This window comes from Mycobacterium sp. ABE4_509 (genome assembly GCF_056160785.1).
This window is the reverse complement of the sequence record NZ_JBSWXU010000015.1, coordinates 1-25980: the sequence shown is the minus strand read 5'-3', so window position 1 is coordinate 25980 and position 25980 is coordinate 1. Positions and strand designations below refer to the sequence as shown.

Here is a 25980-nt window from a genome sequence, read left to right as displayed (position 1 = left end):
CAGTCAGCGATCCCATCAACTGACTGAGTGCGAGCGGGCACCTCGATATCGAGAACGCCGTAATCCTGCGCGGCGATCCGCGGAGTTCTCGGCAGTGCGGTTGCCGCCGCCGCCGAGCGAGTCGATGTGGTCGTAGACGGTTTTGCGGGCGCTCTAGCATGGCGTGCCACCGCGTTGGTTGCTGCCCAGGTTCTTGCGCGTCATGTCACACGCACCGCGGTTTTGACCTTGCGGCGAGTCTCGGCTTTCCGCGTTGGTGGCATGCCAGGGCCTCGGCAATTACCGAGTGGGCATTTCGGAGCTCTCTTGACCGAGGTAGCGACTCGGCGCTAACGGCGTCGGCTTCGCGGTGGAGGTGTCGCGGTGGAGGTGTCGCGGTTGCAGTGCTGTTGGTTAGTGTCATCACGATCTGGGTGCCGCCGTCGTATCCTGAGACAACGGCTAAGAAGCGCCCCGCCCTCACAGCGAGGGCAGGGTGCGTTCCGTGCTGGGCGTCAGTGGCCGAGCCAGTGTGGCTATCCGGTAGTACGGGTCGAGCGCGAGGGCAACAGGTTCAGAAGCGTGAAAATGGCTCTGGAAGCCGGGTCGAAGCCGTCCCACGTGGGGGCTAGCCCACTATAAAAACGCTATAAAGAGTCTGCACTGCGCCTTGAGGTCAAAAACGTGGTCTGAACTGGGAAAACAGTCCGGAACTACTTCCACGCTTCATCTACTCTAAAAACTTCTACATCCCGCTCGACGCCTGAACCATGTAGGTGTCTACACCTACGCATACGCACTACATGAGGGTGGATAGAGTCCACGCGGCTCGTGGGTCCTTCGGCGACTTGCCGGTCCACTGAATGAGCCCTTCCTTACGCAAGGCTTGAAGCCGTGTGATCGCGGCGGGGCGGCTAAGTTCGAGAGCTTCCGCAACTTCGCCGGTGCCCATCGGAACACCCGAGGATCGCAGCAGGTCCAAGACCGCTTGGCTTCCTTTGGGGAGACGGTTTGCAACAGCGGGGTCAAGTCTCGGTACGGCCTCTAGGCGAAGGCGCACGCTCCCAGGACTCTGCCGGTAGACAGGGTCGGTCAGGCCGACTCTTCGCATCTCGTCAAAGATCCGTTTGATGCCCTCACCCATCTCCTGCCCGATCCGCAGATCCGCGCACACGCGGGCGATGCGTGGGTTTCTGGCGAATCGACTGATTTCCAGAGGCTTTGACGGGTTAGCCAAGCCTGGGAACCGCCCCGGGCTCTCAATTTCAATCCGATCCGGGAAGATCTCGACGCGGATGTGGTCACCAGCCAGGCTGTAAGAACGGTGGATCACCGCGTTCACTAGACCCTCCAGCCAGGCATCTCTTGGCACCAGGTCGCTACCGGTGAAGAAGCCGGCCGAATCTAGCGATCGCCGCTGCGGAGCGAGTTGGGTGATGACTTCGACAGCCCTTTGAATGGATGTCGGGATCGGTCCCTCGATCTTGACATCTCCCCCCTCGTCGAGGTTCAGGTGGGCGCCAGTACCCCGTTCAGTGGATACGTAGCGCAGTACCCGGATGTAGGCCTGGGGGAACTCGCGTTGCGGGTTCTTGCCGAACAGCAGGAATCCCGCGATGGTCAGCTTGCCGTCGCGTGTCAGGAGGCTCCGCGCGTCCAAGATCCGCTCTGCAGAATCGGCGCCGGTGCGCTCGCGGTAGTTCTCCAGTAACGAGCGCTTGAGGTCGGCGATGGTGTAGCCACCGGGGACCGGCATTCCGTCGTATTGAGCCTGGCCCTTGTCGAACTCCAACTCTTGCCGCTGGGTGTAGCTCAACTTCCGTGACTCATCCCCGACCCGGAGATAGGTTTCTCCGTTCTTCATCTCGTGAACACGCTCACCTGGATCGACCCGAAAGACGAGCAGGGCGTCGGGGATGCCCTTGGAATTGATGCATTCGAGCTCACTGCAGCTGAACCGAACAGGGGGCGACGTGTGATCAATGGAGGCTTGGCGCAACTCGTTGATCCGCTTGGTGCCTTGCGCGTTGATGCCTTCAACGTTGCCATCATGAATTCCGACGACGATAGTGCCGCCTTCTGCGTTCGCGAATGCAACCATCGCCTGGCCAAGCGCCTGGCCGCCAATCCTGGAGCTCTTCCGCTCAAACCACTGATCCTCGGCGGCCTTAACAAGACGTGGTCCCACATCAGCCGGGTCCGCGCTCAGGATCGCGTCGATCTTGTTTGCAGTCACAGTTCTACTATAAACAATTAATAGTAGATGGTGAAGTAGTCACGACGGTGTCAAAACACCTGATCCGGCCGCGTCGGCGGATCTCACGGCGGTTCGCCGTGCTGCTCGCGCCGCGCCATCTGGGCAACGCGGGTTTCCAAGGCGGTGAGGTTCCGGCGGTCCTCACGTTGATCGCCCCGGATCAGGCCGACGTCCTCGCGTATGCCGCTGATGTCGCGGCCCTGGTTGCGCACGAGGCCCCCCAACCCTTCCAGCTGGGCGCCGAAGGTTTCGAGCATGACCAGCGCCCGGTCCATGTCGGCGCGCAGCGGTGGCTTGCCTTCGTGCCCGTTGACGACCTGGCCCTGCACGGCGTCGAGTTTCGCGCTGGTGTCGCGGTTGTGCTTGTGCTGGGCCAACACGATCGGAGTCGCCGCCACCGCGACGGCACCGATCAGGCTGGCGACAACGGCGAGGAACTCCCAGACGGTGTCGACGTTCTGCAGCGGGATCACTGCTTGCGCAGCGCGTCGAGGATTGCTTGACCGATCGGGCCGGGCATCGCGGCGCCGATCATGCCGCCGAATGTCTCCGCGGCGGCAGTCTTCACCTTCTCGAGATCCGCGGCGGCCGACGCGGCTGCGGCGGACACGACCGGCAGGTTGTCGAGAACCTGGTCGACGGGGGTCCTCGGGTTGGTGTCCTTGTTCGGCGTGCCGAACACGGTGCCGAACGCAGTGAGGCCGGCGCCGGCCGCGATGGCCCACTCTCCTGCGCTGAGCACCGATAGGTCGGGGCCGCCGGCCGCGGCCGCCGCCGCGCCGATCGCGGCGACGACGCCGCCGCCGATGGCCTTCGCAATGGTGGCGGGGGTGTACTTCGTCATGCGCTGATTCCCTTCAGGTAGGACGTGAGCAGTTCGGGATTGGCGGCCTCGATTTCGGCGAGGACCGCGGAGGCTTGCTTGATCGCCGCGGCATGCCGGTACTCGCCCATTCCGGCGGCGGTGCGAGCGACCCGCCGGATCGCATCAGGGTCACCCTCGCGCGCCTTGGCCTCGACGTAGGGCTCGTGGGGGCCGTGGGCGTCGAGCGCGGCGATCATGTCGACGACGGGGATCGGCCCCTCCCCGGGCGTGGCGTAGATGGACAGGGACTTGGTCTTGAGCATCAGCAACTCCTCGATCGGATCGGCGGTGGACGGTGCGGAGAGGGTGAGCAGCTGGTCACCCAGAGCAATGCAGTTCAGGTAGCGGGTGCGGCGGTCGGCCCAACCGATGGGGTCCTTGCCTTCGATCCAGCCGTTGACGCATCGCGACACGGCGAGGATGTCGCCGGCGTCGGCGTAGGCGTTGATCTGCCCGGGTCGAGGACCGGCGTTGAGCCAGTACCACGACGCGGCGAGGAATCCCCAGCGCGGCTGCTCGACCAGCTCGGGCTGGCGGACGAACAGCTCCGGGTCGGTGACGTAGCCCTTCTCGGCGCACCACTGCCCGAAACTGCGGTAGTTGCCCGACCAGGTCAGCTGGATGGGTCCGCGACCGCGGTAGCGGCGGCGGTCCTCCGACCAGCCGGGGCCGTTAGTCTGGATCTCGGCCATGTACTTCAGGCCGGCTGATTCGTGGCCGATCTGCGAGCACCACGCCGCAGCGCGGCGCACCGTGGTGATCTGGGCGGCGCGCATCGCTTCAGCGAAGTGGGGCAGGTACTCAGCCAGGCGGGCGTTGGGCTGCTCGGTGGGTTCCATCGCTCGGCGCAGCACCGCGACGGTCGACGACGGCGTCACATCCGGCGCGGCGGAACCGAACGTCAAACCGAGCGCGCCGAGTGTGGCGGGCCCGGCGACCCCGTCGACCTCCAACCCCTTACCGCGCTGGTATGCCATGACGGCCGCCTCGGTGAGGGGGCCGAACTCGCGGTCGACGTCCAGGGCGGCCCCCGCGGCGTTGAGGGTGGCCTGCAGCTGGCCGACCCGCTCGCCGTAGCTTTCGTACCGCCGGCCCAGGATGACCACTTCAGGTGCGACGGGGGTACCGTCCTCCACGATCGGGCCTGGCAGGTAGAACCACGCGTTCGCACGCGGGTCGTCGATCGCGAACGCCCGCGGCTGAGTGATCAGACCGACACCGCCCCCACGGGACTCGATGCGCATCCCGTCGACCTCGCACCACATGTGACTGTTCGGGCCGCCGCCACCGTGACTCAGCGCGATCTTGACCGCAGCGTCGGCGGGAATGTCGCGCGGTGACGCGACGCGGATAGCGCCGAATGGACCCTTCGCCCCGACCGGGATCAGCCGCCCGTCCGGGTAGATACGCCACGATTCGGTCGTTGCGCCCTCGGATTGGCGGCCCGGAACGTAGCGGCCCAGCGCCATCTCGCACGCGGTCTGGGCCGCTTCGGAGCAGTCGGTTCCCTGCTTGACGTTCGTTGGCGACAACGCTCCGGCGTAGATGTACGGGTTACCGAAGCGGACACGAAAGTACGCCTTCGTGGCTTCGATATTCGCGCGAGTTAGTGCCATCAGCAGAAAGCTCCTATCGAACAGGTCAATGCCGGGCCATGGCCGGCTGAAACGATCCGTCGGCCAGCACGTAAGGCCTTGTCGGGTACCACATTCCGGCCAGCTTGATCTTGGGCTCGCAGATAGAGTCGGGTAGGAAGTCACCGCCGGGCTGGCCGCCACCGCCTCCGGGGACACCTTCGCCGACGAGGGTTTCGTACAGCCAGGCCGCGATCTTGTCGTTTCCAGCCGCCGCTGGGTGGAGTCCATCCCATAGGTCGCCGGAAGACTGCAATGCGCATTGTCGACTGTCCAGCATCCAGACGCAGTCGATGCTGGTCGAATGCTTCAGCACTGGGTCTAGCGGCATGGCGTCGCCCGGCAGAAAACGGTTGACAATCGCACCGAAGATCTGCGTATAGGTGATCCATGGGCGGCCGTTGTGGTGTGCGTTTGTGGTGTCGTTTTCCGTCGTGGCTATGATCGGGACATCGGGGTGGGCGGATTTCACTGCGGCCACAAAACTGTCGTACCCGTTCGCCGCGGCGGTCGCGTTGATCTCATTAAACCCGGTCCACACGATGACCAGATCTGAGTCGGGGGAAACCATTCCGACCGAGTAGTACGACCACGTAGCCCCTGGAATCGAGCCCAGCATGATCAGCAGCGTTGGAGCATCCTCATCGGCCGCTTCCCTGATCAGTACAGATTCGCTATAGGCCGCTGGCCCAGAAGCGCTGCTTCCGAACGTGCCTGGGCCCGGCGGATTCCACCGCAGGTAATAGCTCAGTTGGACGTTGCAGTCGTATTCGTCGCCGACCAGGATCCCGAGGCGGCCAACCCACCCGAACTTGTCCCACCATTGAGCGTCGTAGCTGCCGTATGAGGTTGAGTCACCGATGACCTGAAGGACCGCGTTGTGACCCCCTGCAAGCCGATTGTGCAGCGGCAGAAGCGGCGTGACGACGGCCATCAGTTCGGGCTCAGGTCAACTGCGGCCGAGGCGTAGGTGTAGTTGCCGCCCGAGGCTGCGCCGATCGCGCTGAATGCCACACTGCCGTCTTCCTCACCCGCAGCGTCGCCGACGACACTGCGACTCGTGGCGCCGCGTTGGGTCTTGTTGTATCCCGACATTGAGGTGCCGTTGGCCATGAAGAAGCATTGGGCGGCGATGTGATCCTCATCGGTCGCCACATCGTGCGTCATGCCAGCGGCCACAGCTGTTTTCGACTGCAAGGCACCGATGGCCTCCACTCCGTCGTACGAAACGAACGACGCGTGGAAATACCCACCGATGGTCGCCGCCGCCGCGACCGAGATCGCCTTCGAGCCACCTTCGAGATCCTCCAGCTTGAACACCGCCAGATGTGTGTAGTAAACGACATTGAACGGGCCCTGGGTGATGGTCGACCCGTGTTGGGTCATCGGTTCGCCGTCGTAATTCGCCGTCAGACTGCTCAGTCCGCCGTTGGTGACGACAGTGACGAAAAGCAAGCCTGTGGACCCGGCGGATGCGTTCGTCGCCACTGCAATCGGCGAGGTCGTGCCGGAGTTGGTGGCGGTGCTGTCGAACGTGACAGCCGCTGCGTCGACGGTGCCGGTGAACGCCTGGGTGTCGGTTCCTGCGGCGTTCTCTGCCTGCACGGTGAAGCTGTACGCGCCGGGTGTGGTGGGGGTGCCGGAGAGCACGCCGGTCGACGAGTTCAGCGACAGGCCCGCCGGGAGGGTGCCGACGGACACGGTCCAGGCGATCGGGACGGAGCCGGTCGCGGCGAGCGTGAGGTTGAACGCCTGACCGACCAGGACCTCACCGAGGGAGGTGGTAGTGATGACCGGTGTCAGCGGGGCGCCCACAGTGCCGGAGAAGGGCTGCGGGTCAGACCCGGCCGAGTTGGATGCCGTCACGGTGAAGCTGTACGCGCTGGCCGCCGACGGTGTCCCCGACACCACGCCGGTGGACGCGTTGAGCGACAGCCCGGCCGGCAGTGAACCGGTGGTCACCGCCCACGTCATCGGGACGGAGCCGCTGGCCTGCAGTGTGATCGGGGCGATCGGGCTGCCCTGGTTCATCGCAGGCAGCGACGTCGTGGTGATCGTCGGCGCGACAGCCGCACCCACCGTCCCAGAGAACGGCTGATCGTTGGTGCCGAATCCGTTCGTGGCGCGCACCGTGAAAGCGAACGCTCCTGTCGCGGTGGGCGCCCCGGACAGCTGGCCTTCGGATGACAGCACCAGACCGTCCGGCAGTTCGCCGGATACCACCGTGAATGTGATCGGCACGGTGCCGATGCACACCAGGTCGGCCGAGAAGTGCACGCCGACGTTCATCGCCGACAGGGTGGTGGTGGTGATATCGGGCGGGTCGCCGGTGATGTCGAACCACACGTCACCTTCGACCGCATTCACAGGTTCGACGCTGCCTACCCAGATCACGGCGCCGTCGGTGATCGGCCGGTCGAAGTCGGGGTCGTCACCGTGGCTGGCGGGTGCCGCGTTGCCGGTGGTTCCGGCCGGGCCCTTGATGTTGCCGATGCTGTCCGACCATGTCTCGGTCGCGACGTTCCACCGGTGGATGTTGCCGTTGCTGGTGTTGAGGTACAGCTGGCTGAACACGTTGGCCGGCCCCGCCGAGGGCGGTCCGTCACCGGAGTTGATGAACTGGGCGAGCTGCAGCTGCCGCAGCAGGTCCTTGATCTCGATGTAGTAGCCGGACAAGGGGCCGACGATCTCGACGGGCATCACGGGCAGCACTGGAATCGGGTTCTCCCGCAGACCGGTTTGCCCGGTGAGGAATTCGCGATGCGCGTCGAAGAATGCCAGCTGATCTTCGGTGAAAACATCCTCGGAGATGGCCCACCCGTTTTTGATGGTCCACTCGCTGTCCGACGCCCCGGGGAAACCGGCGAACGCCCACTCCTGGGCGGTGATCTTGCGCTCGTCGGAGGACCCGATGTACCACACGTTCGCCACGGCTACGCCCCCGCCTGGACCTGGAATGCGGCGTACTCGTCGGCGGTCATCTTCACGATGACCCCCATCGCGTAGGGCTGCATCTTGATCAGGTGGTCAGTGAAGAACGCGACGAACCCCTGCCGGCCGTGGCTCTTGTCGGTGGGGTTCATCTCGAGCATGTAGCCCGGGTTGTCGGTCGTGCGGACGCACTGGACGTTGCCAGCCCACTTCGTGGGGTTGGCCTCGTAGATCTCTTTCTGGACAGCGCACATGGTTTCGTAGCTGTCGATCTCCACGTGGCCGTAGCCGTTGATCTCCTCGAACACTGACTCTGACACGGGTCTCCCTAGATGGTGAGGTTGCTGTCGTAGATGGCGAATGAGCCGATCTTGGGTGGGGTGGCCTGGCTGAGGAACGCGCCGGGCACCGCGAACCCGCCGATGATCGGGTAGACGCTGGCGCCCAACGTGATTCCGGTGACGTTCTTGCGCCACACGATGACACTGTTGCGGAACGCCACGATCGCGTCGGGGTAGGCCACGCCGCCGATGGTTGCTCCGTAGTAGATCTCGAACCTGTCACCGGCGGCCAAGGTGAACGCCGTGGAGTCGTCGGCGGTGAGGGTCGAGTCCGGGATGTAGGCATCCACGGTGCGCACCAGCAGCGCGTTGTTGGATGTGACCTGCAACGCCACACCTTCACCGAAGGCGTTGACCAGGCCGAGCACGGCGCCGGCGCCGTACCCAACGGTGCCGCGGCTGGTGACCACCATCGCTCCGGCGTAGCTGCCGGAGGTGAGGTTGAAGTCAGGGCGGTCGTAGATGCAGACCTTGGTGCTGGCCCCGTAGGCCTTCCATGCCAGCTCGCTGTTGCCGTTCGGCCCCATCGTGCCGTCGCCGGGGCCGTCCTCGTGCACGATGTACGGCGACGGCAGGTAGGCGGCGTTGCCGTAGGGCATGTGGTCGGAGAACCACGCACCCGAGCCGGTGGACGCCAATTCGCCTTTCAGGTCCAGGACTTCACGCCACACATTGTTCGCAGTGTTCTGGGCGTTGGTGCCGATGCCGAACAGCCTTTGCATGCCCGCCCACATGTCGGAGATGGGGTCCTCGACGAACCCGAAGATGTCGCCGAACCACGCGGCCGGGTCGAACCCCGCCCCGAAGATCGCCCCACCCAACACGTTGAACAGATTCTCGAACGGCTCCAGCAGATCCGGCAGCGGCGAATTCACCACATGCCCGCCGCCGAACCCGATCGCCGCCAGCAGACCGTTCACCCAGTTGATGACCGCGGTGATCGCCTGAATCCAGGGCCGCATCAGGTCGGTGACGAAGTCGAGGATGTTGCCGAACAAGCTCAGGTCGAAACCCTCGAACAGGCGCAAGATCGACGCCAGCAGCTGCCCCAGCGGACCCAACTGGGCGGTGGTGATGCCCAGCGCGCCCAGCAGCTCGTTGAGTGACGGGAACAGGTTGCCGATGCCGTCGAACAGGTTGCCGATCGCCTCGACGAGTTCCTTGACGTCAGCGATGAATGCGGGGTCGATGCCCAGCAGTCCCAACCAGTTCTCGATGATCTGGTTGATGACGTCGACGAACTGCTGCTGCGGGACCACGTAGCCGACGAAGAACTTCATCGCCGCTTCGAACAGGCTCAGCGGGAACGGGCCGTCGCCGAACCCGAACAGCGCCCCCATGGCGGGGAGGATGTATTGCAGGTCCCCGAAGTCCAGGGCGCCGGCGGCGAGCTGCCCGCCGCCGAGCAGGACGACGATGTCGGCGATGAACTGCTGGATCTGCTGGATCGGGTTCTGGGTGGCCTCGTTGACACCGGCCTGCAGCTGCTTAATCTGCCCGGCAATGAATTTCATCTGGTAGTCGTGAGACTGCAGCATCTTGATGATGGCCGCTTCACCCTGACTGAGATCGGGGCCGGCGCCCTTCTCGATGCTCGACAGGGTCCGCGTCTCGCTGCTGACGTAGCCGGGGCCGCCGAAACCGTTGGTCATAGAAGCATCTCCGCGTCGTCGAACCACACCTGCCCCGCCGGGACACCCGCACCGACGTGCAGGCGCAGCGCGACCCGGGTGGATCCGGTGGGGGTGAGTACGTTCCCGTCGAGGCCCTGCCAGGCGGTGCCGCGCGCGCCGGTGGCCACGTCGATCTCCACGGCCTGAGTGGGGTCCAGTTCGTCGTCGTAGAACTGGGCGACCAGCTTCACTCCGGCGGCGTAGGGGACGGCCTCTTGGGTCATCTTCACCGCCGCCCGCAGCGGGAAGATCTGGAAGTCGCTGACACCGAACGGCTGTGTCAGCAAGTCGTGATCTGCCCCGTCGGCGGTGACGGTGACCGACCCGAGGCGGGTGTGCCCCTGGCCGGCGTCGTGGCTCCACCCGGCCCCGCTGGCGGTCCACCCGTCGAGGTTGAAGTCAAACCCGCCGTTGGTGACGATGTTGCTGGTGCCGCCGGGGAAGTAGATCGGGTCGTAGTTGAACATGCCGTCCGCCTTCAGCGTGAGCTGGCAGACGTTCTTCGTGTCGTCGACGGAGATCGCGATGATCTTGTGGCTCTGCTGGATCTCCCCGACCCACGGCATCACCCCGGACACGGTGATGGTGTCGCCCACGTCGAACGTCCCGAACGGCGCGTGCGGGTGGTTCATGTCGACGGTGATGGTTTCCCAATAGGCCGGGGTTTGACGCCTCGCCAGCAGCCGGCGGGCCCACGCCGCGGACCGCTCATTGGAGTCCAGGTTGGCGTCCGTCTCGTCGAGGTAGCGGCGCAACCGGTTCGGGTCGGCGTTGGCCAGGGTGTAGCTGTACTGGAAGCCCGGGAAGAACCCCGTCACCCCGATGTCGCTGACCCAGTCGATCTGAGATTCGATGTGCGGCTTGGCCGACAGCACGTTCTCGTTGAGGACGAACGCCAGGTTCTGCTGAATCACCCCGAGCCGCGGATAGCCGAGCTCGATCTTCTTGATGACGTCGGTGCGGTCAGCGTTCCACTGGCTGCGTTCGGCGTAATCGAACGGGATGGACCGGGCCAGCGCGTCGATGTAGTCGCCGCAGTCCAGTTTGTCGGCGGCCCGCACGAACGTGGCGAAGAAGTTCGGGACCAGCGGCCCACCTGTGTAGGAGTAGCCCGGCAGCTGGATCACGCCGCTGGTTTTGGGGTACACCTCCACGTTGAGGTCGCCGTGCGGGAAGTCCTCCTGCAGGTGCTTCCAGATTTTCTGCACCGGCTCGTAGGCGTCGTTGGCGACCCAGTTCAGATCCTGCAGCCACGGAATACCTTTCGGGTATCCGGCGAACCCTTTCGCCTTCAGGTGCAGGACACCGGTGTTCTCGTCGAGCTCGGAGGGCTGCACGATCGCCGACGCCCAGATCTTGCGTTTGCCCTGCATCGTCTTCTCGACGTGGATGTACTGCCGCCACGGCTTAAAGTAGATGCCCTGCACAGAGGGGTCGTTCGGGTTGACGTCGAACTGGACGTCGCACGCCCCGGAGAGCGCCCGCTGCATCACCAGGTTGGTGACCGCGAGGTCCCGGCAGACGATCGGTCCCGTGACCTCCTGGACGATGACGCGGAACCCGTCGTCGGGCCAGCTCTCCCCGTTCTCACCGGCGGCGCGGCGGACCCGCCAGGCGAAACTCCCCCGCGCGCTGCCGGTGCGCACGTTCGCGCCGGCAGCCGACGCCGACCACTGGAAGGCCCCGCCGCTCACGCCACGGCTGGACCGCCGCCCGGATGCTGCGCCGTTAAAGGTATACGCAGCGCTGGACGCCCCCATCGGCTAGGTGGACAACCCGTCGACGTCGAACTCGTCGAGGATGTAGTTGCCGCTGGAGTCCGCCGTGAGGTCATCGGAGAGGGCGAAATTGCCGTACCAGACGCCGCTGCCGCTGGTGTTCGACCACACGGACACGTAGGTGATCGGCCCGTTGGGAGTGCATCCGGTGAACACGACGTCGGCGGCCAGACCGAAGTCCCCGTCGCCGGACACCACAGTCCACGCCGGAACCTTCATCGGCGCGCTGGACTTGTTGGCCGCGCCGCCTTCCCCCGGGTCTGCGGTGTGCAGCTGCATGCCGCCCAGGGCAGCCCTGATCGCGTTGGCGCCGACGGTCATCGCCGCGTTACTGAATGGCATTTGTCTCCCTGAATCAGACGGTGTTGTGGGCGTCTCGCCACAGCACCCGACACTCGCTGTCTTCGGTGGCGCCGAGTGCGTCCCAGGACATCGGCACTGAGGTATCGGCCGGGATCGACATGCGGTCGAGGTACTTGCTGTTGCCGATCAGCGCGGTACGCCGGTTGACGTTGTTGCTGTCGACGATTCGGCGCATCCATGGGTAGCTGTTGACCTCGACGGTCACGCCTTCGGGGATGATCAGCTGCAACTGGATCTCGTCGTCACCGACGTGTGCCACCGGGTTGGTTTGGGGGCCGACGAACAGCACCCGGTACCAGGCTGGCGCGTCACCCCCCTCACGGGTGTAGTAGGCCGCTGCGGCACCCTCGACCAGCGACACGGCGTATTCGGTGTCGGTGTAGGTGAGGGTGTCGATGCGGGCATACTCGGCGGTGACGCGGTGGAACAGGCTCCCGGGACGCTTCCGTGTGTAGTCGAATTTGCGTGGTCGACCGTAGATTTGGCGGACCGACCCGTACCCGTCGCAGTAGATGATGGGCTTCAGCGCACCCCAGCGCTTCCGAACTTCGTCGGCCTTCCATTCCCGCTGCAACGCGGTCAGCAGTTTCGACGACTTCAGGATGAGGTCATCGGGCAGACTGTCGTAGGCGCGCTGAGTGGGGGCGTTGTCGAACACCCCCATCGTGAACGTGATCGGCCCGGCCTGATGGGTGTCCTGCCCCATCCGAATTTCGTTGGCCAACGGAATCTGATAGTCCTGGTTGTTGACGTTGTAGCTCTGAATCCTCACGCCCACAACGGGATACTTGGTGTGCTCCCCGAAGATCAGTTCGCCGATCTGCCACTGGTAGGGCCGCAGGTTGCGGTTGTTGGCCTCGACGACACCGGAGCCGAACGCGGCGGTCATCAGAACGCCGCCGGCGCCAACGCACCCGAGGTGCCTTGGGTGTTGATCAGCCACACGAAATCGTTCATCGCATCTCCGATGGACTGCCCCGGTCCCGCATAGAGGTGGAGCTGCTGATTGACCTGCGGATTCGGGTTGCCCCGGCCGTACCCGTAGGCGTCCTTGATCCAGGAGGGCACTTCCATGGCGGACTGGTGCTGCGGGTTGTCCTGGCTGTAGGACAGCAACTGGCCGGTGTTCTTGTTGAGCAGGAACCCGACATTGCCCATCATCTCCGCGCCGCCCATCCCGGTCAGGGAGGTCATGAACCGGCCGACGTAGGTCATGGCGATGTCGTAGATCTGCTGCCCGTAGTCGATGATGGCGTTGGCGCCATGCACCCAGCCGCCGATGAGTTGGGTGATCGACCCAGCCGCGGAGAGCCCCGCCGCCGCCCCGGACGCCCCACCTGATGGATCAGCTCCAGCAGCGGCGCCGACGATGCCGCCGACCATCCCGAGGATGTTGCCGACCTGGCTGTAGATGTCGCCGGCGAGGGTGACGTACTTCTGGACGTTGTCGATGATCTTGTTGATGTCATCGGTGTTTCGGATCCCGTAGACCAGATGGTCGGCGATGTCCTGAGTGGCTGCCATCGAGTCCAGCACGTCCTGCACGATCTGGAATGCACCTGTGACGGCGCTACCCGCGCCGCTCGCAATCCCCTGCGCTATCTGCATCGGGTCGACGGCCTGCTGCTGGGTGAAGCCCTGCTGCTTGGCTATCGCGTTCTGCTCGCTGCGCAGCGCGTCGATGGCGTTCTTGTTGCCGAGCGGGTCTTGCTCTGTCAGGTCGCTGATCGTGGTGGAGACGCTGTTGAGCGCGTTGAGCACGGTGGCATCGTCGACGCCCGGCGCGCGGGCAGCCTCGAGCTGTTGGGCCAGTGCCGGGTTGCCCTGCAGATAGGCCTGCAAGAGCTGCTCGTTCACGGTCGCCGACTTGTCGGTGCTTTCGGCCAGCTCGCTGAGCCTCTTCCCGGACGGCAACACCACGTCGTCCCCGGCTGCAGCCCCCACGCCCCGGCGTTCAGCGACCGAGGTCGGCCCGCCCGGCAGCGGGATCGGTGTCGACTGCCGGGTGTGCACGTGGTTCTCGTGCCCCTGCATAGTCTCTTCGTCGTAGTACCCCGAGACCGGCTGCCCTCCGGCGATCGAGACCGTCTGGCCCGTCTCCGGGTTACGCCAGATGACTTGCTCCAACGCGCCGGGAACGGTGGCAAGGTAGTCGGCCAGCGCCTGCATCGACTCGACAGGGCCGGACCAATCGATGCCCCGGTTCTCGTGCTCCGGGTTCGGTGCGTAGCCGGGTTCGTGACGATCGGTTTCCTGGTGTCCGGCATAGGTGCTCGGCAGGACACCGAAGTGGTCGGCCAACGCCATGACCCAATCCGGGAAGGTGTCGGCGTTCCCGGTGCCGTAGCCACCGGTGTCGGTGCCGGCCGGCAACCCGTAGGTCGCACTCTCAGGCTGGCCGAGGACCTCACCCCACAGCACGGTGCGCTTGGTGTCCGACGAGTTGGTGAGGCCGCTCAGCAACTCCTGCGCGTTCTCACGGCCGGGAAGTCCGGCGCCCCAGTCTGAACCGCTGGGGTTGGCCTGCAGGATGCGTGCCGCGATGGCGGCCTGCTCCTGCACCGACGCGACGAGCGGATTCGGGGCGAACTCTTCGCCGCCGTGCGCCCGCCACGTCGCAGGGGTGATCTGGAAGATACCCTCCGCCTCGTTGCCGCCGGAGTTGGCGTCGATGATCTGCTGACGCTGGTTGATACCGCCGGATTCGCGGGCGATGAGATGCGCCCACGCCTCGTTCGGGGACGTCCATGTGCCGTCCGGGTTCTGGACGAGAGGAACGGTCGCGCCCGGAAGCGGGTTGCCGGTGTCCGACGACTGGCCGGGGCCCAGTACGTCGTCCCATGTCGGCCCTTGGCTGCGCTGTTCTTCCAACGACTTGCGCTCTGACTCCTGCTGCTGCTCGGCGGCGATCTCCTCTGCGGAGCGCTTCCGCCACGACTGCTCACTCCGACGGGGGATCATGCCCATCGCGTCGAGCATCGGCTGAACAGCGTGGGTGTTCAGCAGGTCGAACCCGCCCTTGACGAGGTCGAGCATGTCGCCGAAATCAGCTGCCAGGCCCTTCAACCCGTGGGTGTCGGAGAACTGGTGGCGCAGGTACTCGGTGAGGATGGAGGTGTCGGCGCCGGCGATGTGGTCGGGCAGCAGCGCCCCGCCGGAGGTTTCCCGCCCAGTCGGCGCCGGCGCCCCCGATGAGAGTGGGGCGCTGGCCGCGGCGGCGGTAGCTGCAGCTGCCGCAGCGATGTCGGGCTGCGCTGCGCGCATGCCGGCGGCCATGTCGGTGACCATCTTGCGGCCACGGACCAAGGTGTAACCGTCGCCAGAGAACGGACCCACCTCAGCGGGTGACGACTGCAGCCACTTGGCTATCGCCTCAACGAGAGTCTTCGCCGTGGTGCTCAGTGAACCCAGCCCGTTGGTGATGCCGTCGACGAGTCCGCTGATGAGGCTCTGGCCGGCCGTGCGCGCCCGGTCCGGAAGTCCGGCGAAGAACCGTTCGATGGCCCCGCCGATCTCACCCAAGGCGTCAGGGAGCTGCGTGACGAAACTGCCCAGTCCTTCAAGGAATTTCGTGAACCAACCGATGACGGTTGCGCCGGACTCGATGAACCACGTCAGCACGGACACGAAGTTGCGCACGAAGTCGATCAGGATCGGCCAGAACGGCAGCGTAGCCTCGATCAGCGCCGTGATGGCGCCGAAGAACTTCGGCAGCTGCGGGCCGACCCGCTCAGTGAGATCCAGGAACACCGTCACCAGGGGGCCGATCTGCGGCAGCAACGCCACGAACGCGTCGGCCATCATCTGGAAGATGCGCGGCAGCTCCGGCCCGATCTGTGCCATCAGCTGCGCCATCGCATCAGCCAGGCCCACCAGGAACGTGTTCAACGCCGGCGCGGTCGCCGCGATCTGCGGGGCCAGCTGCGCCATCGTCTGCGCGAACGTCTCGAAGAACACCTGCCAGCCCGGCGCCGACGCGACACCCGCCTGGGTGAGCGCAACCCCGATCGACATGAGCCCTTCGAGCAGCGGGCCCAGCATCGGCAGGAACGCGTCGGTCGCCTCACGCAGCGCCGTGAAGAAGTCGGTGAGGGCCTTCTGCCCCTCAGGGGTCTGCGTCCACGCGTCGAGGCTCGCCGCCAACTCATCGAGCCAGCCGAGAAGACCGCCGCCGCCGAACTTGTCGGCGATCGTCATGATCTCGCCGAACGCCGAACCCAGCGAGTAGACGATGCTGATCATGTGCCCGAAGGCGTTGATGCCGGTCTGAATCCACTCCGTCAGACGACCCGATGACGCCGCATCTTCCACGATGTCAGCGAGTGAGTTCAGCGCCTGAGTGATCGACCCGCCGATCTCAGCGAAGAACCCTGTTCCGGCGACCGTGAGCTGCTGGAAGATGTAGAGCAGCGGTTCGAGCGCTGGCAGCATCGCCTGCAGTCCGGCCGAAATATCGGCGATGAACTGCTGGAATGTCGCCATAGCCTGCGGCTGCATCAGCAGACGAGCAAGCTCTCTGGCCGCCTGCCCGAAGACCGTAGCGACCTGGCCCATGCCCTCGGTGACGGCGGGCAGCCACGTCTGGATCAGCGGGACGATCTGGTCGGCAACCTGCGCGAAGAACGAGTCCTGCACGAACGCGCCAGCAGCCTTGAACAGGTCTCGGAACTGCGCCACCGACAGCATCGCCTGCGCCGCAACCGGACCCATGTTCTTCAGGGATTCCAGGAATGCGGTCGGGTCGTCATCCATCATCGACGTCAGCGCATCGCCGACGCCGTGGAAAGCTATCTCGAGAGTCTTCATCGAGAACGCGACACCAGACACCACGCCGGGCAGCAGGCCGAGACCACCGGAGAGCTGCTGCGCGGCGCCGGCGAGGTTGATGATGCCCTGCACGCCGGAGGCGGTGCCGATGCCGGCCAGCCCGCCGAGCGAGGTCAATCCGAGGATCGCGCCGGAGATCTTGGCGAACTGGACCTCGAATCCGGCGAGGCTTCCCAGCGCGCCAACAGCGCCGTCGACAGCGTTGCCCAGCAGATTCAAACCCAGCGTCGCGGTTTCGATACCGGCTGCGGCGGCGCGGCCCTGCGGCCCGGCCAACGCCAGCAGTTTGGTGACGTCGCTGAGCGGGCCTGCCAATCCGCTGGCCGCCCCGGCTGCGCCCCTGGTGGTAGTGGCCAGCCCGCCCATGCTGTCGGAGGTGACGCCCAGCACCGAACTCAGCCGCGGCATGAGGGTGACTAGCGCGGAGACGGCGCCGCGGCTGACCCGCATGCCGTCAGACATGGCGCGCTCAGCGTCGCGCACCGCGTCGGTCGCCCGCTTGTGACGCTTCTTCGCTTCGGTGACTTCGTCTTCGGCGGCCTTGATGTCGTCGAGGGTGGCCTTGGAATCCAGCAGGGCGTTGCGGTGGCTTCGCTCGGCCTGCTCGACGGCACGGGACTCGCGCTCGACGTCCCGCAGCCGCGCCTGGTAGCCGGCCGCGGAGTCCCCGGCGGAATCCATCTCCCGGCTGGTGTCGCGCAGCGTCTTCTGCGTCTTGTCGAGCGACTTGTCCGCCGCGGTCGACGAATCGGTGACCGCGTCCAGGTCGCGGGCAGCCCTATCCGCGCCGCGCCCGTCGTACGTGATTTCGATCTGGCCGTGAGCGCGCCCCAGGCTGTAATCGGGCATGCTAGCGAGCGCTCCGCGTGTCGACACTGGCCGCTTTGCGGTCCCAGTCGTTGTGGGAGAACAGCTCGCACCGCTTCGCTACGACCGCGGCCTCCGCGTCCTCAATCGAGTTGAATACGCCCACATAGTGGTCTTTTCCGTTGTGCCCCACGCGCGCGTACCACTTTCTGATGTGAGGCTGCCAGAAGACCCCGTGCACACCGGATGCGCTGTCCCGCCGAGCGCCTCGGCGGTTCTGATTGTTCTGCGAGCGTGTGGCCACGCGGAGGTGGCTTCCCCGGACGCACAGGGTGTTGTGGCAGATGTGGTCGACGTCCAACGTCGCAGGATCGGCGCCAGTCTGGAGCTGATAGCCAACGCGGTGCGCGTAGCGCGTCTTTCCGTCAGCCCTGATCTGGCCGTACCGGAATCCTGCACTCACCTCCGGTGCGCAGCCGGTCCAGACCCAGCACGGGGTGGACATACCCGGCATGATGGGGCCGTCCTTGTTGACCTTCTTCCAGAAGCGCTCGGCCAGTGGAGCTGTCACAGCGTCAGCTCGATGTCGATGTCGTCTTCGTCATCTGCGCGGCGCGACGCCATCGCCCCTCCGGGATCAGCGAAACCGGTGGTGGACGTGCTCATGTCAGCACCCATCAGCCTCTCCCATTCCCGTTGTCGTTGCATCCGCGCGATCGACGGATCGCTGCTCTGCCCGGCGGCCTGCACCTGGCGGTCGACGTAGTTGCCCCACGCCCATATCCCGCGATCGAAGTAGTAGCGCCCGATCTCACCTACGCACTCGTCGAGCAGAGCTGTGTCGCTGGGCTTCTGCCCGAACGTCTTGGCCCGCTCGAAAACCTCATACGCCAGAGTTGGTTTCTCCGCGTACACTTTTCAACGCGTCGAGCTGCTCTCCAATGGCAGCTGAGAAGATCGCGAGCTTGTCTTCGAGGTCGACGTCGTCGACGTTCACTTGGTCCCCGGTGGCGCCGCTGAGCACCACGGTCGGGATCAGCACCGCGGCCACCACGACGCGGTCCACGGGGCCGAAGATCTTGCCGTTTCGTGTCGGGTCGGTGAGCGCCTTCATCGCGGCCTCCTCCGACACTTCGGCGTCGCCGCTGCGCAGATCGGTGATCAGTTCCGGGGTGAACCCGTCCATCACCTCGATCAGGTTCAGCTTCAGCAGGTGGCTCTTGGTCAGCTTGCGGTACCGCACGAGGCTGCCGCTGGGCAGCTCCAGATCCGACTCCTCGGATTTGCGGAACCCGTACGAACGCGGCTGAGCCGCCGCCGGCACCTCGGTGGGTGTCGGCGGCGGCTCAGGTGCGGAGGACTCGGCGGTCGGGCCGCTGTAGTCGATCCGGTCGTCGGGGCGCGGCTCGTACGCGCAACCCGTCAGGTGTTGTGCTGTGACGGGGGTGCCGCAGCACCAGCCCCGCACGGCGGGGCTGGGCTGCTGCGCCTTGTTCTGCTGCTCGATCGGTGTCGTCATTCGTGGCCTCCTATGGGCTCTCGTTGTGCCGCGGCGGCGGTACTGGGCTAGCTGGCCGGCGTGCTGAACGAAGCCGGAGCGCTCCACGGACCGGTGACGCCGTCGAACACACCCGCCACCTGCACCAGGTGCGCGGTGTCCGCGGTGAGGCCCGTGATCGTGGTGGACGGGGTGGTGGGCTCGCCGCCCTCGCCCGAGGTGACGGCCGTGTAGCTGGAGCCCGCGTTGACCGACTTGCGGACCTTGTAGCTGTCGGCGGTGCCGAGGTCCGACCACGTCAGCGCCGCCGTCGCCGCGGTCAGCGCACCGACGGTCAGGTTGGAGGGCACCGGCAGCGGGTTGGGCACCGGGGTCGAACCCAGGATGGTGCGCTGCTGGTTGTACTCCAGCTCCCAGGCGTAGCCGGCGTCGTCGCCGGGCATCGGGGTGCCGAGGAAGTCGATGGCCGGCACCATGAACGTGCCGTACTTCATGTCGAACGAAATCTTGCCGTTGGCCTTGCAGCGGAACACGCGCAGCACGTTGTCGCCGCCGCCGTTGGAGATGGCCTGACCTTCGGCGCGGAAGTAGGGCCGCGGGTCGCTGCCCCGCTTGCGCACCACCCGCTTGACGTTGGGCTCGATGCCGGACTCGATCAGCTGGGCGCCGGAGATGATCGACAGGCACATGAGGTCCATGCCGCCGGCCTCCAGCATGCCGGACACGGTGGCGCCCTTGCCCTGGATCGCGACGGCGGCCTTGTCGTCACCGTCGAGGGTTTCGGAGTCCTCGTTCTCGGTGAACGCCATCGTCCGCGCGATCGGCAGCCGGTAGCTGGTGGTGTCGAGGATGGTGCCGTCGGTGTCGATGTAGGCGGTGATCCAGATACGGTTCAGGCCGAACGGCTTGGAATCCGGGTTTCCCTGTGATGCAACCATTTACGGAGCGTCCTTTCGCTTGTTGCGGGCTCCTCGGCCTCTCGTTGGGTCTCTCAATGTCAGCGTTTCCAGGTACTCGCAGTCCGGTAGCGAGTACCTGTGCAGGGCGACAACTGCCCCGTTTTGGGTGCATTGCCAATGGCTGCACTTGATTTCGAGCCTGTCCCCGTCGATCACCTTGAAGTTCAGAGACCCGCTCGGGCAGCGGATCTCATGCGGGGCAGGTTCGCCCACCTACCGGTCGACCTTCTCGCCCTGCTCGTTGACGAGCTCGAAGCGGGTGCTCACCCGGAACAGGTATTCGAGCTGCTCGGCGGTGAACTCGACGGCCGCGATGCGCCACTGGTTGGACAGCTTCCACTCGTAGACCCGAGTGCACTTGATGCCTTGCGGCCAGTCCCCCGGGTTGATGACAGCGGTCGTCCCCTCGCCGAGCACCGGGTCGCGTCTCTTCAGGTCCTCCGCGGCGGCGGCGAGACGCTTGGGGCCGGTGTAGGAGACGAACAGCCCCTTGAGCGGGTGAGCCTGCTGCACAGCAGCCGCGGCCGCGGCCTCCTTCTCCTTCTCGCCGTCGGATGCGACCGGCTTCGCGTCGGCGGCCGGCGCGATGTCGCTCTCGGAGTTGGTGTTACGTGCTGCCATTGCCTTCACCTTTTCTCGTCACTGATCATTCGGACACGTTGCAGCTCAACGCCATATAGGACGCGTAGCGACAGATCGTCTTGTACTTGTCGTCGGTCATGTCGATCGACCGGCCCTCGAACCCGATGTAGTCGAGCTGCTGACCGTCGCCGCCGACGGGAGGATCGTCGGTGTCCCGAACCGCGCGGAACAGCTCGTCGATGCGGTCGAGCATGCGGTTGATCCGCACGTAGTCGGTGGACACCGACACCGGGATGTGCACGTACACGTCGAAGTGCTGCTCGGCGTTCGCCTGGATGTCCTCGTCGTAGTCGACGTGACGCCACATGATGACGGCGAAGGCGCCGCGGTCGTTGGGGCGCTGGTCGTAGGAGAACCCTGCCTGCACGACGAACCCCTCGCCGCCGAGCGTGGCCAATGCGGCGTCGCCGCGCAGAAGATCGAGGACCGCGGCCCGCGCCACGTCAGCGCTTCCGAACTGTCCGCAGCGTTCCGCGCAGACCCTTCATCAGTTTCCTGCCCATGATCGCGACGGTCGGCATGATGATCTGGTCCTTGCCGTGGTTGGAGATCTCGAGCCAGATGCCGTAATCGACGCCGTGAGCGAAGCGGATCGACTTGTGCGAACCGGCCAGGTCGGTCGAGGTGTTCAGTGCGCGCCGCGCGGCGCCGGGAATGCGGTCGTCGCGGTTACCGTCGCTGTCCTGCCACGGCGCCTTCTCTTTCATGTGCGCCTCGCCGTCAACCGCGACCAACGCCATGTGCGAGTTGACGACCCGCTCGTAGTCGCCGTTGAGGCCACGGCAGTTGTCGCGCAGATTGACCAGGCCCGAGTTCAGTTCCGAGAGCCGGCCGTAGCGTTTAGCCAAAGCCGTGCCCCTCCGATTTCAGGAACGCCACCACGACCGCTTTGATCTGGTAGGGCTGGGTGTTGTCGACGCTTTCCACCGTGTACGTGGCCGCGTAGTCCTCCCAGTGATCCCCGACCAGCACGACAGCGTCGTGCGCGCCGACCATCTCGAACTGGAAGGTGCGGGTGGTGCCCCGATCGGTTTGGGCTTTCTCCACGCCGTCGAGCTTCTGCTTGTTGAACTTCGCGAACACCTGCGGTTCGCGCGGTGTTCCGGGCCCGTAATCCTTCCCCCCGCCGGGCTTCTCCACCACGGTGCCCACGCCGGGGATCAGTGCGATGGGTTGGCCGCGCAGCTCGAGCAGCTCAGCGATTGCGGCGCGGGCGTCCGCCGTCATCCCGTCGACGGGCGCAGTCACAGGACCGGGCCCGCCGGGCGGGTCGGCTGCCACGGGGCGACACCGATGGTTCCGAACCGGTTCCGCTTGCGTGTCCGCAGACGCACCGAATCGAGCTCCTCGGCGGTGAACTGGACCCGGCCCCGCGTCTGATCAGTCGAGTACCAGGCCCGGCTGGTGGTGATGTCCGGGGTGGTGGTGCTGCGCTGACTGGCCCGCTCCGGGTTGCGGTACAGGTCGAGGACCTTCTCGCAGACCAGCACTTTGACACGGTTGGGCCGGTCGGCATCGCCGGCCGCGGCGGACTCCGCGACGATGTCAGCGATCGGCTTGCGAAGCGACGGGATCTTCCCCATCAGTTCGCTTTCCGCGTCGAGGATGCGGACGTCGACCCAGGGCAGCCGGGCCTCGGGGATCGTCCCCTCGAACCGGCTCGTCACATCCCCTCGGGATGCGAACTTGCCCTGGGCCGGCTGAGTCATCCGACCGGGATGCCCTGCTCGTCGAGGAACGCGATGATGTCGTCGCGCTTCTCGATGTCGGTGACGTCCACACCCACCGCTGCGGCGTAGGCGCGCCAGTCGCTTTCACCGGAGCCCTTGCCAGCCCGCGGCGGCGGCTCGACGACCGCATCGGCGGTTTCGGCCTCGTCGACTTCGCCGACCACGAGCCCGTTGAGCAGTTCGGCGACACCGGCGAGGACACGGCCGACGATGCGGTCCTCCGCGTCCTGGCCGCCCGCGACCGGAGCCGCGCCAGCCGCAGGGGCCGCAGGTGCCGCAGGCACAGGCACCCCCGGCTCACCCGGGAACGGCACGTCGCCGTCCTCCCACAGTCGCGGGTTGGTGACCTGCCGTGCGGCCCAGTCGGGCAGCTGGTCACCGGGCCCGAACGAGTGGGTCTGGCCGTTGGCGTCACGCACGGAGACGTGGCCGATGAGCGTGCCCATCAGGCCACGTCCGCGATGGTGAGTTCACCAGCGTTCGTCAGGATCGGCATGCCGACCGCGTCGACGAACGTGAACTCCCGGTAGGGCGGGCCGACCTTCTCGACGACACCGACGATGCCAGGAGCCTCGCCGAAGGTCATCTCGGCCTTGTTGGACTTGGCCAGCTCCAGCGCGGTGGCCGACAGGCCGTAGGCGAAGAACCCGAGCTGACTGATGTCCTCCGGCAGGAGCATCACCTTGTCCGCGGCGATGACCCGGGTGTTCGACCCTTCGACGTTGAGCGAGGTGTCGTAGGTCGGCAGCACCATCGGCAGCTGCTCGGAGTCAAGCAGCGTGTTGAGCTCCGCCAGGGACACGCTGGTCTTGCCTGCGGTGGCCCCGTAGACGGCGTCGATGACCTGCTTGTTGCGGCGCAGGTCGCCCAGGCGGGCGCGCCCCAGGAGCATCTTGGCGGCACGGCTGTAGCCGTTGGCGATGCGGATCTCCTGCCACGCGTCCATGTCGGTCAGCGGGACCGACGTGGTGTGGTTGGTCCACAGTGCACCGGCGGGGGCGGTGACCTGGTTGGCCGGCACACCGTAGTCCGCCTCGCCGCTGAATCCGCCCTCGTTGATGGTCAGCTTGCCGTCGGTGAGGACGTCGCCCCAGGCGAGCTCGCGGCGGTTGTTCATCGTGCCGACGAGACGCTCCGCGTCGTTGTAGGCGGCGTCCACCTGGGCGGCCTTGTTGGTGCCGCCGAGCCGCGCGATCTCGACCGCGATGGTCTCGTACTCACCCATGCTGAGCGAGTCGGAGAACGGCAGCAGCTCGACGTACTTCCCCGATCCGGCGTCGCGGGACGACACGTGGATGGTGCCGTCGAACGACCGGTAGGCCGCGGTGCGGTTGGTCTTGACGAACTCGGCCCAGTCGATCCGGTTGGTCTGGAAGTAGCGGGTCGGGAACATGTTGACCAGCGCCAACTGCGACTCCACCGGAACCGTTCGGATGAACGTGGTGAGCGCGTCCGGGGAGATGGGACCGTCGTAAACGATTGCCATGGTTCAGTCCTCTCTCAGAGCCACACGATGAGCGGCAGGTCGGCCTTGCCGTTGGCGTCGACCGCCGCCGGCAGCTTGGCCGTGTTGACCAGGCCGTGAATGAATCGGGCGCCGCCGACCGTGGTCAGCGCGACACCGTTGTCGTTGACCGCGCGCACCGAGCTGTAGAGCAGCCCCGCGCACACCTCCTGCCCGTTGGACAAGGCGTTGTCGTAGGGCCCGTAAAGGCCGGTGGCGGTGATCTTGCCGAGGTGCTGCCCCGACTTGATGTAGCCGTTGACGACGGTGAACTTCGAGATGTCCAGCGTGATACCAGGAGTCATGTCCGTGCCGTGAGTACCGACGAGCCACGCCCGGTCTTCGACCTGGTAAGAGCTGGAGTGAACGGCGATGTTGGTCACTGGTTCCTCCTATGTGGTGTAGCCGCGGCGCTTCGCCTCGGCCAGTCCTTGTTCGCGTCCCGACTGCGCCGGGGGTAGCGATCCTGATTGGCCCCACTGACTGGGAGGTGTTGATGCTGCCGGGCTTTGGCCGCCGAAAGCGGCTGCGAGTCCGGTGAGATGACCGACGAGGGCGTCCTTGTCGAACTTGCCGTCCTTGACGAACGTCATCGGGTTGATCCCGGCGACGACAGCCGCGCGCTGCGCCTCGTCGGTGACGAACTGGCCGACGATGGCATCGGTGAGTTGCCCGGCCCACTCTGCGGCGGCTTCCTGCTTTCCGGCGGCCGCGGCTTCGGTCCGGGCATCTTCGATGGCCCGCTCATCAGGCTGCAGCCCGTTACGGCGCCGCTCCTCCGCCTCGTTCTTCAAGCGGATGGCTTCCTCGGGAGTTATCCCGTTGTATTCCTTCAGCTTGTCGTCCTTGCGACGCTGCTGATGCTTGTAGAAGTTGGCCTGCTGCTCGACGGACATGTCCCGCGGACTGGTGTCAGCCGGGTAGCCCAGGTCCTTACCGAACTGGTCGACTGCGTTGGGTTTCGGGCCGGAGCCCGCACCACCGTCACCGTCACCACCGGCGCCGGCCCCGTCACCGGAACCGTCACCGCCGGCATCCCCGTCGCCGCTGCCGCCCTCACCGTTGCCGCCCATGACGGGCCAGATGACGCGACCGCGCTTGGTGTAGCCGAGCGCTTGCAGATCGGGGATGGTCGGATGGAATGGCAATTCGAGATCGAACACTCATACTCCCCTGTCGGGATGGGAACCCATGACGGGCCGACCGCCGTAGTGGCGGAAGTTCTGGGCATGCAAAACAACCCCGGAGCTCAGCTCACGGGGTTGTTCGGGGTGTTACTTGGGTGCTAGACCGCGACGCGGCGGGCAGCGCGGGCCTTGGCCATCAGGGCCTCAGCTTCGGCTTCGCTGCACTCGTCCCAGTCGCCGCTGAATCGGACTCGGCTGCTGAGATCGGGCACGTCGATCCAGGTGTCACGCTTGGCGTTGAAGGTTTGACCTTCGGCTCGAGAAAACTCCGGCCCGAAGGGGGCATCAGTGAGGACACGGGCAACGTGACCTGCGCGATCGGTGAAATACCGCATCTCCGCCTCCTTCCTGCATCCTCAGTCTAACCAAGGAACGTCATCAGGCACAGGGACCGCCGAAAACACCGCGTCCTGCTCGTCCTGCAGTTCGGCTTTGCGCTGGTCAGAGGTGGTCGGCAACCGGATCTCTTCATACAAGACGTGGTTGCGCTCCGCGGCCGCTAGGGACGCTTCGGTGTGGAACTGCACCTCGAACTCCACACCGTCGGGGGTGCGGAAGGTGTCGTTGCGGCCACGGTATCCGCGTCGTTTCCACCCTTCGGTCCGCTTGACCTGGGCGTATCCGGCCGCGGCCAGAGCGTCTCCGATCGCTGTCCCGTTCGCCCAGTAGCCCTCGTCGGGCAGGACCGCGGTGTAGCGGACCCGGTCGCGGATGCGGCGGGCAGCGTCGTCGGCGTCCTCACCGAACTGGTACATCTCGTCCTGGATCTTGCGGTACAGCGACTCGACGCCCTTGAGGCGGCTATCGAAGCGGCGTAGCTCGCCGCCACCCTGGCTGACGAGTTCCTGCACTGCGCTGGAGATCGCCGGCTCAGCGTTGGCGGCCGCGGCCGCGAAGGCTTCGGCGGCCCCCCGCGCTTCGACCCGCTCCGCAGGGGTCAGGTCGGGATGGTCGTTGTCGCCGTCGTCGGGCGGTTCGCCGCCGCCGGACCCGCTGGCCGGCGGC

General features: G+C 65.8%; 26 protein-coding genes and 1 pseudogene. All 27 read right to left on the bottom strand.

Translation table 11 applies throughout. From position 1 onward, the window contains the following. Positions 1-778: 778 nt before the first annotated feature. Entirely contained in the window at positions 779-2215 is a 1437-nt protein-coding gene (locus ACXAID_RS05585; protein WP_475021197.1) for an ATP-binding protein, read from the bottom strand. Positions 2216-2298: 83 nt separating this feature from the next. Further along, entirely contained in the window at positions 2299-2709 is a 411-nt protein-coding gene (locus ACXAID_RS05580) for a hypothetical protein (protein ID WP_475021196.1), read from the bottom strand. Next, positions 2706-3080, bottom strand: a complete 375-nt coding sequence (locus ACXAID_RS05575; protein WP_475021195.1) for a hypothetical protein — start codon at positions 3078-3080, stop codon at positions 2706-2708. The genes ACXAID_RS05580 and ACXAID_RS05575 overlap by 4 nt, the downstream gene beginning before the upstream one ends. Continuing rightward, on the bottom strand, positions 3077-4717 hold the full coding sequence (locus tag ACXAID_RS05570) for a peptidoglycan-binding protein (RefSeq protein WP_475021194.1): 1641 nt from the start codon (positions 4715-4717) through the stop codon (positions 3077-3079). The genes ACXAID_RS05575 and ACXAID_RS05570 overlap by 4 nt, the downstream gene beginning before the upstream one ends. Positions 4718-4742: 25 nt before the next feature. Then, the gene (locus tag ACXAID_RS05565; RefSeq protein WP_475021193.1) at positions 4743-5669 is read right to left on the bottom strand and encodes an SGNH/GDSL hydrolase family protein; all 927 of its coding nucleotides are present in this window, start codon (positions 5667-5669) and stop codon (positions 4743-4745) included. Next, positions 5669-7666, bottom strand: a complete 1998-nt coding sequence (locus tag ACXAID_RS05560) for an Ig domain-containing protein (RefSeq protein WP_475021192.1) — start codon at positions 7664-7666, stop codon at positions 5669-5671. The genes ACXAID_RS05565 and ACXAID_RS05560 overlap by 1 nt, the downstream gene beginning before the upstream one ends. 2 nt (positions 7667-7668) lie before the next feature. After that, the gene (locus ACXAID_RS05555; protein ID WP_475021191.1) at positions 7669-7986 is read right to left on the bottom strand and encodes a hypothetical protein; all 318 of its coding nucleotides are present in this window, start codon (positions 7984-7986) and stop codon (positions 7669-7671) included. Positions 7987-7994: 8 nt separating this feature from the next. Continuing rightward, the gene (locus tag ACXAID_RS05550; RefSeq protein ID WP_475021190.1) at positions 7995-9659 is read right to left on the bottom strand and encodes a hypothetical protein; all 1665 of its coding nucleotides are present in this window, start codon (positions 9657-9659) and stop codon (positions 7995-7997) included. Then, complete coding sequence (locus ACXAID_RS05545; protein WP_475021189.1) at positions 9656-11374, bottom strand: hypothetical protein; 1719 nt, start codon at positions 11372-11374, stop codon at positions 9656-9658. The genes ACXAID_RS05550 and ACXAID_RS05545 overlap by 4 nt, the downstream gene beginning before the upstream one ends. A gap of 69 nt (positions 11375-11443) precedes the next feature. Next, positions 11444-11800 (bottom strand): hypothetical protein, encoded by a 357-nt coding sequence (locus tag ACXAID_RS05540; RefSeq protein ID WP_475021188.1) that lies wholly within the window; start codon positions 11798-11800, stop codon positions 11444-11446. Between the two features lie 13 nt (positions 11801-11813). Further along, the gene (locus tag ACXAID_RS05535) at positions 11814-12710 is read right to left on the bottom strand and encodes a hypothetical protein (RefSeq protein ID WP_475021187.1); all 897 of its coding nucleotides are present in this window, start codon (positions 12708-12710) and stop codon (positions 11814-11816) included. Further along, a complete protein-coding gene (locus tag ACXAID_RS05530; RefSeq protein WP_475021186.1) occupies positions 12710-17497 on the bottom strand; it encodes a transglycosylase family protein in 4788 nt (1595 codons plus the stop codon). The genes ACXAID_RS05535 and ACXAID_RS05530 overlap by 1 nt, the downstream gene beginning before the upstream one ends. Before the next feature lies 1 nt (position 17498). Beyond that, entirely contained in the window at positions 17499-18026 is a 528-nt protein-coding gene (locus ACXAID_RS05525) for an HNH endonuclease signature motif containing protein (protein ID WP_475021185.1), read from the bottom strand. Continuing rightward, a complete protein-coding gene (locus ACXAID_RS05520) occupies positions 18023-18370 on the bottom strand; it encodes a hypothetical protein (RefSeq protein WP_475021184.1) in 348 nt (115 codons plus the stop codon). The genes ACXAID_RS05525 and ACXAID_RS05520 overlap by 4 nt, the downstream gene beginning before the upstream one ends. Next, positions 18339-18974 (bottom strand): DUF7391 family protein, encoded by a 636-nt coding sequence (locus ACXAID_RS05515; RefSeq protein WP_475021183.1) that lies wholly within the window; start codon positions 18972-18974, stop codon positions 18339-18341. The genes ACXAID_RS05520 and ACXAID_RS05515 overlap by 32 nt, the downstream gene beginning before the upstream one ends. Positions 18975-19021: 47 nt before the next feature. Continuing rightward, on the bottom strand, positions 19022-19891 hold the full coding sequence (locus ACXAID_RS05510; protein ID WP_475021182.1) for a fibronectin type III domain-containing protein: 870 nt from the start codon (positions 19889-19891) through the stop codon (positions 19022-19024). Positions 19892-20125: 234 nt separating this feature from the next. Further along, complete coding sequence (locus tag ACXAID_RS05505; RefSeq protein WP_475021181.1) at positions 20126-20533, bottom strand: hypothetical protein; 408 nt, start codon at positions 20531-20533, stop codon at positions 20126-20128. Positions 20534-20558: 25 nt separating this feature from the next. Next, positions 20559-20996, bottom strand: coding sequence for a hypothetical protein (locus ACXAID_RS05500; RefSeq protein ID WP_475021180.1), 438 nt, complete (start codon positions 20994-20996; stop codon positions 20559-20561). A 1-nt stretch (position 20997) separates the two neighbouring features. Further along, entirely contained in the window at positions 20998-21402 is a 405-nt protein-coding gene (locus ACXAID_RS05495; protein ID WP_475021179.1) for a hypothetical protein, read from the bottom strand. Continuing rightward, positions 21395-21781 (bottom strand): hypothetical protein, encoded by a 387-nt coding sequence (locus tag ACXAID_RS05490; protein ID WP_475021178.1) that lies wholly within the window; start codon positions 21779-21781, stop codon positions 21395-21397. Before ACXAID_RS05490 ends, ACXAID_RS05495 begins: the two co-directional genes overlap by 8 nt. 17 nt (positions 21782-21798) lie before the next feature. After that, entirely contained in the window at positions 21799-22263 is a 465-nt protein-coding gene (locus ACXAID_RS05485) for a hypothetical protein (protein ID WP_475021177.1), read from the bottom strand. After that, positions 22260-22730: a hypothetical protein gene (locus tag ACXAID_RS05480; RefSeq protein ID WP_475021176.1), complete on the bottom strand. Its 471-nt coding sequence runs from the start codon at positions 22728-22730 to the stop codon at positions 22260-22262. Before ACXAID_RS05480 ends, ACXAID_RS05485 begins: the two co-directional genes overlap by 4 nt. Further along, the gene (locus ACXAID_RS05475; protein WP_475021175.1) at positions 22730-23770 is read right to left on the bottom strand and encodes a major capsid protein; all 1041 of its coding nucleotides are present in this window, start codon (positions 23768-23770) and stop codon (positions 22730-22732) included. The genes ACXAID_RS05480 and ACXAID_RS05475 overlap by 1 nt, the downstream gene beginning before the upstream one ends. A 14-nt stretch (positions 23771-23784) precedes the next feature. Next, entirely contained in the window at positions 23785-24171 is a 387-nt protein-coding gene (locus tag ACXAID_RS05470) for a head decoration protein (RefSeq protein WP_475021174.1), read from the bottom strand. 9 nt (positions 24172-24180) lie between these two features. Continuing rightward, positions 24181-24951, bottom strand: coding sequence for a hypothetical protein (locus tag ACXAID_RS05465; protein ID WP_475021173.1), 771 nt, complete (start codon positions 24949-24951; stop codon positions 24181-24183). Between the two features lie 122 nt (positions 24952-25073). Further along, a complete protein-coding gene (locus tag ACXAID_RS05460) occupies positions 25074-25310 on the bottom strand; it encodes a hypothetical protein (protein WP_475021172.1) in 237 nt (78 codons plus the stop codon). Positions 25311-25331: 21 nt separating this feature from the next. Continuing rightward, positions 25332-25980 (bottom strand): annotated as a pseudogene (locus ACXAID_RS05455) (hypothetical protein); the annotation flags it as partial.

What these genes read in the sequence shown, in the direction of transcription:
- ACXAID_RS05485 (WP_475021177.1), bottom strand. Translation starts at nt 22,263, where the DNA reads ATGACTCAGCCGGCCCAGGGCAAGTTCGCATCCCGAGGGGATGTGACG.
- ACXAID_RS05480 (WP_475021176.1), bottom strand. Translation starts at nt 22,730, where the DNA reads ATGGGCACGCTCATCGGCCACGTCTCCGTGCGTGACGCCAACGGCCAG.
- ACXAID_RS05475 (WP_475021175.1), bottom strand. Translation starts at nt 23,770, where the DNA reads ATGGCAATCGTTTACGACGGTCCCATCTCCCCGGACGCGCTCACCACG.
- ACXAID_RS05515 (WP_475021183.1), bottom strand. Translation starts at nt 18,974, where the DNA reads ATGACGACACCGATCGAGCAGCAGAACAAGGCGCAGCAGCCCAGCCCC.
- ACXAID_RS05575 (WP_475021195.1), bottom strand. Translation starts at nt 3,080, where the DNA reads ATGACGAAGTACACCCCCGCCACCATTGCGAAGGCCATCGGCGGCGGC.
- ACXAID_RS05550 (WP_475021190.1), bottom strand. Translation starts at nt 9,659, where the DNA reads ATGACCAACGGTTTCGGCGGCCCCGGCTACGTCAGCAGCGAGACGCGG.
- ACXAID_RS05565 (WP_475021193.1), bottom strand. Translation starts at nt 5,669, where the DNA reads ATGGCCGTCGTCACGCCGCTTCTGCCGCTGCACAATCGGCTTGCAGGG.
- ACXAID_RS05535 (WP_475021187.1), bottom strand. Translation starts at nt 12,710, where the DNA reads ATGACCGCCGCGTTCGGCTCCGGTGTCGTCGAGGCCAACAACCGCAAC.
- ACXAID_RS05490 (WP_475021178.1), bottom strand. Translation starts at nt 21,781, where the DNA reads ATGACGGCGGACGCCCGCGCCGCAATCGCTGAGCTGCTCGAGCTGCGC.
- ACXAID_RS05530 (WP_475021186.1), bottom strand. Translation starts at nt 17,497, where the DNA reads ATGCCCGATTACAGCCTGGGGCGCGCTCACGGCCAGATCGAAATCACG.
- ACXAID_RS05510 (WP_475021182.1), bottom strand. Translation starts at nt 19,891, where the DNA reads ATGGTTGCATCACAGGGAAACCCGGATTCCAAGCCGTTCGGCCTGAAC.
- ACXAID_RS05505 (WP_475021181.1), bottom strand. Translation starts at nt 20,533, where the DNA reads ATGGCAGCACGTAACACCAACTCCGAGAGCGACATCGCGCCGGCCGCC.
- ACXAID_RS05540 (WP_475021188.1), bottom strand. Translation starts at nt 11,800, where the DNA reads ATGCCATTCAGTAACGCGGCGATGACCGTCGGCGCCAACGCGATCAGG.
- ACXAID_RS05570 (WP_475021194.1), bottom strand. Translation starts at nt 4,717, where the DNA reads ATGGCACTAACTCGCGCGAATATCGAAGCCACGAAGGCGTACTTTCGT.
- ACXAID_RS05460 (WP_475021172.1), bottom strand. Translation starts at nt 25,310, where the DNA reads ATGCGGTATTTCACCGATCGCGCAGGTCACGTTGCCCGTGTCCTCACT.